Raw genomic sequence first — 7438 nt, forward strand, 5'->3', positions numbered from 1 at the left:
CGTCATGGCACAGGGATTTGCGGGCAAACGGTGCTTCCTGACGGGGGCCGCCAGCGGAATCGGACGATCGACGGCGCTGAAGTTGGCGGCCGAGGGTGCCGAACTCTTCCTCACCGATCGCAACGCCGAGGGTCTGGCCGAAACGGTCGCGGACTGTCGCGCGCTCGGCGCCCTGGTTTCGGCGCATCGTGCGCTGGACGTCTCCAACTACGACGAGGTGGCCGCCTTCGCCGCTGACATCCATGGCGCACACCCGAGTATGGACGTGGTGATGAACATCGCCGGAGTGTCCGCGTGGGGCACGGTCAGTCATCTGACCCACCAGCATTGGGAGTCGATGGTCTCCATCAATCTGATGGGTCCCATCCACGTCATCGAAACGTTCGTTCCGCCAATGGTTCTCGCCGGGAATGGCGGGCACGTCGTCAACGTGTCCTCGGCGGCGGGTTTGGTGGCGTTACCGTGGCACGCGGCCTACAGCGCCAGCAAGTACGGCCTGCGCGGGTTGTCGGAGGTGCTGCGGTTCGACCTCGCCAGGCACGGTATCGGGGTGTCCGTCGTCGTTCCTGGCGCGGTGAGGACGCCGATGGTCCAGAGCGTCGACATCGCGGGCGTCGACCGTGAGCATCCGCAGGTTCGCAAGTGGGTGGAGCGGTTCAGTGGGCACGCCGTCTCACCGGAATTGGTGGCCGACAAGATCCTTCGCGGTGTGACCCGCAACCGGTATCTCATCTATACCTCCGGTGACATCCGGGCACTGTATGCATTCAAGCGTTTTGCCTGGTGGCCATACAGCGTCGCAATGCGACGGGTGAACGTGATCTTCACCCGCGCACTGCGGCCGGCTAAGACCGGTTGAGTCCCAGCGCGTCGGTCATCGTGAAGAACAGATCGGTCTGATCGGTCAGCGCCACCACGTTTGCCGCCCGCGGGCCGAACGCCGCGATGCGCAGCTGGGTGCCGGTGTGCGGCTGGTCCTGCACGGCGACGTCGGTCGACGAGCCGTAGTTCACGGTCATCTCGGCGTCGTCGGCGGTGGTGAGTTTGCGGGTGAGGCCGGGATAGACGATGTCGCGAACCCGCTCCATCGGCAGCTTGGCATCTTCGGCAACGCCACGCAGGTCGTCTTCGGTGACGTTCTCGACGATCTGACTGGTGTGCGCGTGGTCCGCCGTCGCGATCACCAGGGTGTTGCCGTCCTTCTTCGCGAACTCGAGCGCCTGCTGCACCGCCTCGTCGAAGGCGACGGTCTCACCGATCTGCCCGCACGGGTCGGCGGCATGGTCGCGCTTGTCGATCGAGGCGCTCTCGACCTGCAGGAAGAAGCCCTTGTCGTGGCCCTTGGCGCTGCCGGAGAGCAGTTCGATCGACTTCTTCGTCATCGCGGCCAACTGGGGCACTTCGGTACCCCGCTCGGGGTTGTCGGCGCACTTGGCCGCGGGCTGCAGATAGCCCTGGCGAACCGCGGCGGGGCCCGTCCAGCTGACGGGCAGGTTGCCGTCGGCGAACAGGCCGAGTAGCGGCGCGTCCTTGTCGGCCTTGGCGATTCCGTTCAATTCGCTTGCCGTCCGGACGATCTGGAAGCCACGCTCCTTGGCCTGAACTTCCAGCGTCTTGCCGCGGTACTCGCCCCCGTTGGCGGTCTGGGCGAAGGTCTCGGCGCCGCCACCCATCGTGATGTCCGGTCGCACGGCCAGCAGCTGTTCTGTCACCGAGCCGGGGCCGCCATTCTCCAACGCTTCCCTCGTGCAATCCTCGGCGGTTTCCTTCGGGCCGTAGCAGTCGCGTTCGGTGATGTGGGAGAACAGCGCCGCAGGCGTGGCGTCCTGGATCTCGGACGTGGTGATGTCACCGGTCGCCCGGCCTTGCGCGATGGCGAGTTCCAGGATCGTCTCGTGCGGGGCGTCCTTGACGTCGATGCCGAGGGCGCCGTTGTAGGTCTTGGTGCCCGTCGACCAACCCGTCGCGCTGGCCGCGGAGTCGGTCACGTAATTGGGCTTGCCGTTCTTCTGCAGCGCGTAGGTGGTGTACTGCCCGGTCAGGGGGAGAGCATCCAGACCGGTGAAGAAGCCCGCCGCGCCCTTGTCGTAATTGCGGGCGAGGGTGATCTCGGAGTCGCCCATGCCATCACCGATCAGCAGGATGACGTTCTTGGCTCCCGAGGCGCTGACCGCGTCCCGAATCGCCTGGCTCTGATCTCCGTCGAATCGGCGCGCGCCGCCGTTGGCCGACGAGTCTCCGGTGGCAGCGCGAGTCACGGTGTCAACGCCGCCCGCCTTCTCGGTGTCGCCGCCGCACGCCGTCAGCGGTAGCACCGTGACCGCGCCGATCACCACGGCCACCTTGAGATACGAGCTCTTCGACATCCTCGACTCCTCATTCGCTGTGTACTGCCTGGCAGATTGAACGGGATCTGGGTGAACGGCGGCTTATTCCAGAGCGAACAGTGGAAGCGTCACCGCTTGCCCCACTCCCACGGGGGAGCGGTGAGCATCGTCTGGTCGGTGACCCTGGTCTCGCCCCACTCCTTGTGGAGCTCGATCTCGCTGGAGTCCTCGGTGTCGAGTTGCTCGCGCATCGTCCTGGAGTGGGTGACGACGACGACTTGAGTGCCCGCTGCGGCCGTTCGGATCATCGCGGCCAGGGGTGCCACCAGGTCGGGGTGCAGCGAGGTCTCTGGCTCGTTGAGCACCATCAGTGATGGTGGCCTCGGGCTGAGCAGGGCGGCCGCCCAGAGCAGGAATCGCAATGTGCCGTCGGACAATTCGGTGGCACGCAGCGGACGCAGCATGCCCCGTTGGTGCAGTTGCAGCTCGAAGAGGCCGTCGTGCACCGCCACCGACACCTCGGCTCCGTCGAAGGCGTCGGCAACGGCTCGGGGCAGGTCGTCGAACCCGGCCTCGACGATCGTCTGGACGGCGGCGGCCAGGTTACCGCCGTCGTCGGACAACACTGGCGTGCGGGTGCCGACGCGGGGCCGGCGAGCGGGCGCGTCGGGGTCGACGCGGAATCCGTCGTAGAACCGCCAGTCGCGCAGCCGATCCCGAACGGAGGCGAGTTCGGGCAGCGCACCGGGGTGCGCGTACTCGGCGAGGACGCTGCGGTGGGCCGGCAGTGCCTTCGTCAGCTGGTCGAACCCGCGGCCTGACTCCGTGGCGACTTCGGCGTAGTCGCGGACTCGGCTGACCAACGTCGAGCTCGGTCGCAACCTCGGGCCCGCGAACACCGCCTCCCGCTTGATCTCCGGATCGCGGGCGAACAACGAGCGGTGTCCGGCGTCCTGAGGCAGGCCGAGATCGATGAGATAGCCGAAATCATCCGATGAATAACCGAGTTCGAGTGACACCGGTCGTGTGCGCCCGGTGCCCTGTGCCTGCCCGGTACGACGCGCTCCGCCAAGCTGTTCGGGCCCCGCCCACAACACCGACTGCAGGCCGCCTTCGCGCGCCAATGAGCCGATCACTTCGCCGCGACCACAGTCGGCGAGAAGGCGCAGCGCCCGGTAGACCGAAGACTTGCCGGTCCCGTTGGCGCCGGTGACGACGGTGAGGCCCGTCAGCGGAACGACGACCTCGCGCATGGAGCGGTAACCGCGGATGGCGACGGTGTGCAACATGGGTCGAGGCTAGGTGGCTGCGGTGACACTCGGCACCGGAGCCGCCGGCATCGCCAGTTCGAGACGGACGCCCAGCAATCGCACCGGCCGATCGAGGTCGAACTGATCGAACACCGACAGCGCGGTGTCGACGATGACCGACTCGTCGGTGGTCGCGGCGCCGAGCTTGCGAATCTTGGTCCTCGTGTAGAACGTCTTGGTGCGGACGGTGACGGCGACGCGGGTCACCGTGCGTCCCTGGGCGACGACCTCGTCGAGCGTCGTGCGCGCAAGGCCGATGACCGCCGTGTTCATCTCGGCGCGGTCGGTGAGATCTTCTGGGAAGGTGACCACGTGGCTGCGCGACCTGGGCACCCACGGCTCGGCGCTGACGGTCGTGTCTCCGCCGCCCTTGGCCAGCAACAGGATCCACAGACCGGTCGTTGGCCCGAACGTCGACACCAGCAGTTCGGCGTCGGCGACCGCGAGGTCGGCAACGGTGGTGATGCCAAGGCCGGCAAGTCGTTTCGACGTCTTGGGGCCGACACCCCAGAGCGCGTCGACGGGGCGGTCACCCATCACCGTCATCCAGTTGTCGTCGGTCAGTCGGTAGATCCCCGCCGGCTTGCCGAATCCGGTGGCCACCTTGGCCCGCTGCTTGTTGTCGCTGATGCCGACCGAGCACGACAGCCCCGTCTCGGCCTCGACGACGTCGCGGATGCGCTCGGCCAGAGCATAGGGGTCCGCGACGTCGGCGCCGAGATAGGCCTCGTCCCAACCCCACACCTCGAGTGGATGGCCAAGGTCCCGAAGCAGGCCCATCACCTGTTCGGAGGCCTCGTCGTAGGCGGCGGGGTCCGAAGGAAGGAACGTCGCCGCCGGGCACTTTCGGGCGGCGACGCGCAACGGCATGCCTGCGTGCACGCCGAATTCACGGGCTTCGTAGGACGCGCACGTCACCACCTTGCGCGGCTCGGCGGGGTCGCCGTTGCCGCCCACGATGACCGGCAGGCCGACGAGCTCGGGGCGCCGTCGCAGCTCGACCGAGGCGAGGAACTGGTCTAGGTCGACGTGCAGGACCCACATGCCGGCTAGCCGACCCGTCTGCTCTTCGCGCGAGCGCTCATCGTCCGCAGAGCTTGCGCGCCAACGATTCCCACGCGTCGCCCTGCGATTCGATACTGCGGCCCAGATCGTTGACCTGATGGGTGAGGTAGTCGGCGTCGAGCAGTGCCGTCAGGGCATCGGTCTGCGCGTCGAGATCACCGGTGGTGCCCGCCGCCTCGAGCAGCATCCGGACGTGGGTGCGGTGCAGGGTGGCCGGGGCATTGAAACGCATCTGCGGATCGCGGTTGGCGTCGGCGAGCAGTACGCGGTGGTCCCACGTGAAGCGCAGGCGCTCGCGGCCGTAGGCCAGTAGCCGGGTCAGCGGTGGCGCACCAGGTCCCAGCGGAGGAGGACCGAACATGAATGCCTGTTGCTCGGCCTTCTCGTCTTCGTCGAGCAACACGATCATCAGACCGGCGCGGCTGCCGAAGCGGCGGAACAGAGTGCCCTTGCCGACGCCTGCGGCTGCGGCGACCTCGTCCATCGAGATGGTGTCGGCGCCGCGCTCGTCGATCAGCCGGCGGGCGGCTGCCAGCAGCAGGACGCGGTTGCGCGCGGCGTCGCCGCGTTCGGTGGGCGCGGTGTCGGTGACCGGCAACCCGACCAATCCGTCCTCGACACTCATGCTTGCACTTTAGCTCAGCCGGAATGAATCGGACCGTGGTCCGGTTGAGTTGTGCGAGGATCGGGACGAACTGACCGGAAGGATTTGAGGACATGGCAGACGTGAAGATATTGGTACTCGTTGGCAGTCTGCGTGCGGCGTCGGTGAATCGCCAACTCGCGGAGGTGGCGAGTGAGTCGGCTCCGGCGGGAGTGTCGTTGCAGCTTTTCGACCGCCTTGGCGAGCTGCCGTTCTACAACGAAGACATCGACGGCGACGGGGTGGCCGAACCGGTCCAGGCGCTGCGTCTGGCCGCAGCGGAAGCGGATGCCGCGCTGGTCATCACGCCGGAGTACAACGGCAGCATCCCCGGGGTGCTCAAGAACGCGATCGACTGGTTGTCGCGGCCGTTCGGCGACGGTGCCCTCAAGGGCAAGCCCGCGGCCGTCATCGGCGGATCATTCGGTCAGTACGGCGGCGTGTGGGCACACGACGAGACCCGCAAGTCGTTCGGTATCGCAGGCCCGCGGATCGTCGAGGATCTCAAGCTCTCGGTGCCGTTCAAATCGCTCGACGGCAAGCACCCGAGGGAGAGCGCCGACGTGGTCCAACAGGTCCGTGAGGTGGTGGGAAAGCTGGTCGCCGAGATCGGCTGACACCGCAGCACCAAGCCGCCGACGGCCCCGATGGGGGTTCGTCGGCGGCTTTGCTGTAGGAGAGCTGCCGCAGAGCGGTGTCGGTGGCCGGTGGTAGACCATGTTCACCCGCACGACACGGAGCGGATGTGACGTGCGACACGCCGGAAGGATTCCGGCTCGGAGGCTTACCACCAGGGAATTTCATCAATGTCGTTCAGAACATCTTGTATCTCTTCTGATTGTCGGACACTAGGTGTAGTGTCTTGCAGACCGACAGGCCCCCAGGTTCCACACCAATCAAGGGCCGGCCGGAGCTCTCCAAAACGGTAGGTCGGGCCAACCGGCCGCTAGTCGGGCAGCTTCGGGCGGCAGGAATTTCAAGGGTCTCCGGGCTGCTGAACTTCACGGGGATAGCAGTAGCCAGTCAGACCAGTTTCGTAGAGGAGCCGTGCCGAAGATGACAGTCACCGTCTACACCAAGCCCGCGTGCGTGCAGTGCAACGCCACCTACAAGGCGCTGGACAAGCAGGGCATCGCCTGCGAGAAGGTCGACATCAGCCTGGACACCGAGGCGCGTGACTACGTCATGGCGCTCGGTTACCTGCAGGCGCCCGTCGTCGTAGCGGGGAACGATCACTGGTCAGGGTTCCGGCCCGATCGGATCAAGTCATTGGCCGGCGCGGTCGCGGTGACGGCATAGATATCGCAGTGACGGCATAGATATTAAGGGAACCTCGGAGAGCGGGAAGGAGTCGACGATGAGCAATCTCGTGTACTTCTCCAGCGTGTCGGAAAACACCCACCGTTTCGTCGAGAAGCTGGGAATGCCCGCCACTCGGATTCCCCTGCACGGACGCATCGAGGTCGACGAGCCTTACGTGTTGGTACTGCCAACCTACGGCGGTGGTCGCGCGACACCGGACATCAACGACGGTGGCTATGTGCCCAAGCAGGTCATCGCCTTCTTGAACAACGAACACAACCGGTCGCTGATCCGCGGCGTCATCGCCGCGGGCAACAACAACTTCGGTGCCGAGTTCGCCTACGCGGGCGATGTGGTTTCCCGTAAGTGTGGCGTTCCGTACCTCTATCGCCTCGAACTGATGGGCACACCGGACGACGTGGACGCCGTCCGCATGGGCCTTGCTGACTTCTGGAAGGACCAGACGTGCCACCAACCGTCACAGCTGCAGAGCCTGTAATCTCCGCCGCGCCGGGCGCGCTGCCCGGCGAGACGGATTACCATGCGCTCAACGCGATGCTGAATCTGTACGACGCTGACGGCAAGATTCAGTTCGAGATGGACGTGCAGGCCGCGCACCAGTACTTCCGCGAGCACGTCAACCAGAACACGGTCTTCTTCCACGACGTCGATGAGAAGCTCGACTACCTCCTCAAGGAGAACTACTACGAGCGTGAGGTTCTCGACCAGTACTCGCGCAACTTCGTCAAGAGCCTGCTCGACCGCGCCTACGCCAAGAAGTTCCGGTTTCC

At 66.0% G+C, this 7438-nt stretch carries 8 protein-coding genes and 1 pseudogene; 5 read left to right on the forward strand and 4 right to left on the reverse strand.

Annotated features, from left to right (window positions below; genetic code table 11):
- Positions 1–4: 4 nt before the first annotated feature.
- The gene (locus tag QOD90_RS11035; protein ID WP_526349531.1) at positions 5–859 is read left to right on the forward strand and encodes an SDR family oxidoreductase; all 855 of its coding nucleotides are present in this window, start codon (positions 5–7) and stop codon (positions 857–859) included.
- Here the strand turns inward: QOD90_RS11035 and phoA are convergent.
- The 4 genes from phoA to QOD90_RS11055 form a co-directional block, all read right to left on the reverse strand.
- Positions 846–2366, reverse strand: coding sequence for an alkaline phosphatase (gene phoA / locus QOD90_RS11040; RefSeq protein ID WP_526349533.1), 1521 nt, complete (start codon positions 2364–2366; stop codon positions 846–848). The genes QOD90_RS11035 and phoA overlap by 14 nt on opposite strands.
- Before the next feature lie 89 nt (positions 2367–2455).
- A complete protein-coding gene (locus tag QOD90_RS11045) occupies positions 2456–3616 on the reverse strand; it encodes an AAA family ATPase (RefSeq protein WP_526349535.1) in 1161 nt (386 codons plus the stop codon).
- A 9-nt stretch (positions 3617–3625) separates the two neighbouring features.
- Positions 3626–4681, reverse strand: coding sequence for a DNA polymerase IV (locus QOD90_RS11050; protein WP_526349537.1), 1056 nt, complete (start codon positions 4679–4681; stop codon positions 3626–3628).
- Positions 4682–4718: 37 nt separating this feature from the next.
- On the reverse strand, positions 4719–5327 hold the full coding sequence (locus QOD90_RS11055; protein WP_526349539.1) for a TetR/AcrR family transcriptional regulator: 609 nt from the start codon (positions 5325–5327) through the stop codon (positions 4719–4721).
- A 92-nt stretch (positions 5328–5419) separates the two neighbouring features.
- Between QOD90_RS11055 and QOD90_RS11060 the strand changes: the two genes are divergently transcribed.
- The 4 genes and pseudogenes from QOD90_RS11060 to QOD90_RS11075 form a co-directional block, all read left to right on the forward strand.
- A complete protein-coding gene (locus tag QOD90_RS11060; protein WP_526349541.1) occupies positions 5420–5962 on the forward strand; it encodes an NADPH-dependent FMN reductase in 543 nt (180 codons plus the stop codon).
- Positions 5963–6401: 439 nt separating this feature from the next.
- A complete protein-coding gene (locus QOD90_RS11065) occupies positions 6402–6644 on the forward strand; it encodes a redoxin NrdH (RefSeq protein ID WP_526349543.1) in 243 nt (80 codons plus the stop codon).
- Positions 6645–6702: 58 nt separating this feature from the next.
- Positions 6703–7146, forward strand: a complete 444-nt coding sequence (gene nrdI / locus QOD90_RS11070; protein WP_526349545.1) for a class Ib ribonucleoside-diphosphate reductase assembly flavoprotein NrdI — start codon at positions 6703–6705, stop codon at positions 7144–7146.
- Positions 7113–7438 (forward strand): annotated as a pseudogene (locus QOD90_RS11075) (class 1b ribonucleoside-diphosphate reductase subunit alpha); the annotation flags it as partial. The gene nrdI and the pseudogene QOD90_RS11075, both read left to right, overlap by 34 nt.

The sequence above is a fragment of the Mycobacterium sp. genome, assembly GCF_032161845.1.
GTDB lineage: Bacteria > Actinomycetota > Actinomycetes > Mycobacteriales > Mycobacteriaceae > Mycobacterium.

What these genes read in the sequence shown, in the direction of transcription:
- QOD90_RS11050 (WP_526349537.1), bottom strand. Translation starts at nt 4,681, where the DNA reads ATGTGGGTCCTGCACGTCGACCTAGACCAGTTCCTCGCCTCGGTCGAG.
- QOD90_RS11065 (WP_526349543.1), top strand. Translation starts at nt 6,402, where the DNA reads ATGACAGTCACCGTCTACACCAAGCCCGCGTGCGTGCAGTGCAACGCC.
- QOD90_RS11035 (WP_526349531.1), top strand. Translation starts at nt 5, where the DNA reads ATGGCACAGGGATTTGCGGGCAAACGGTGCTTCCTGACGGGGGCCGCC.
- phoA (WP_526349533.1), bottom strand. Translation starts at nt 2,366, where the DNA reads ATGTCGAAGAGCTCGTATCTCAAGGTGGCCGTGGTGATCGGCGCGGTC.
- QOD90_RS11060 (WP_526349541.1), top strand. Translation starts at nt 5,420, where the DNA reads ATGGCAGACGTGAAGATATTGGTACTCGTTGGCAGTCTGCGTGCGGCG.
- QOD90_RS11045 (WP_526349535.1), bottom strand. Translation starts at nt 3,616, where the DNA reads ATGTTGCACACCGTCGCCATCCGCGGTTACCGCTCCATGCGCGAGGTC.
- QOD90_RS11055 (WP_526349539.1), bottom strand. Translation starts at nt 5,327, where the DNA reads ATGAGTGTCGAGGACGGATTGGTCGGGTTGCCGGTCACCGACACCGCG.
- nrdI (WP_526349545.1), top strand. Translation starts at nt 6,703, where the DNA reads ATGAGCAATCTCGTGTACTTCTCCAGCGTGTCGGAAAACACCCACCGT.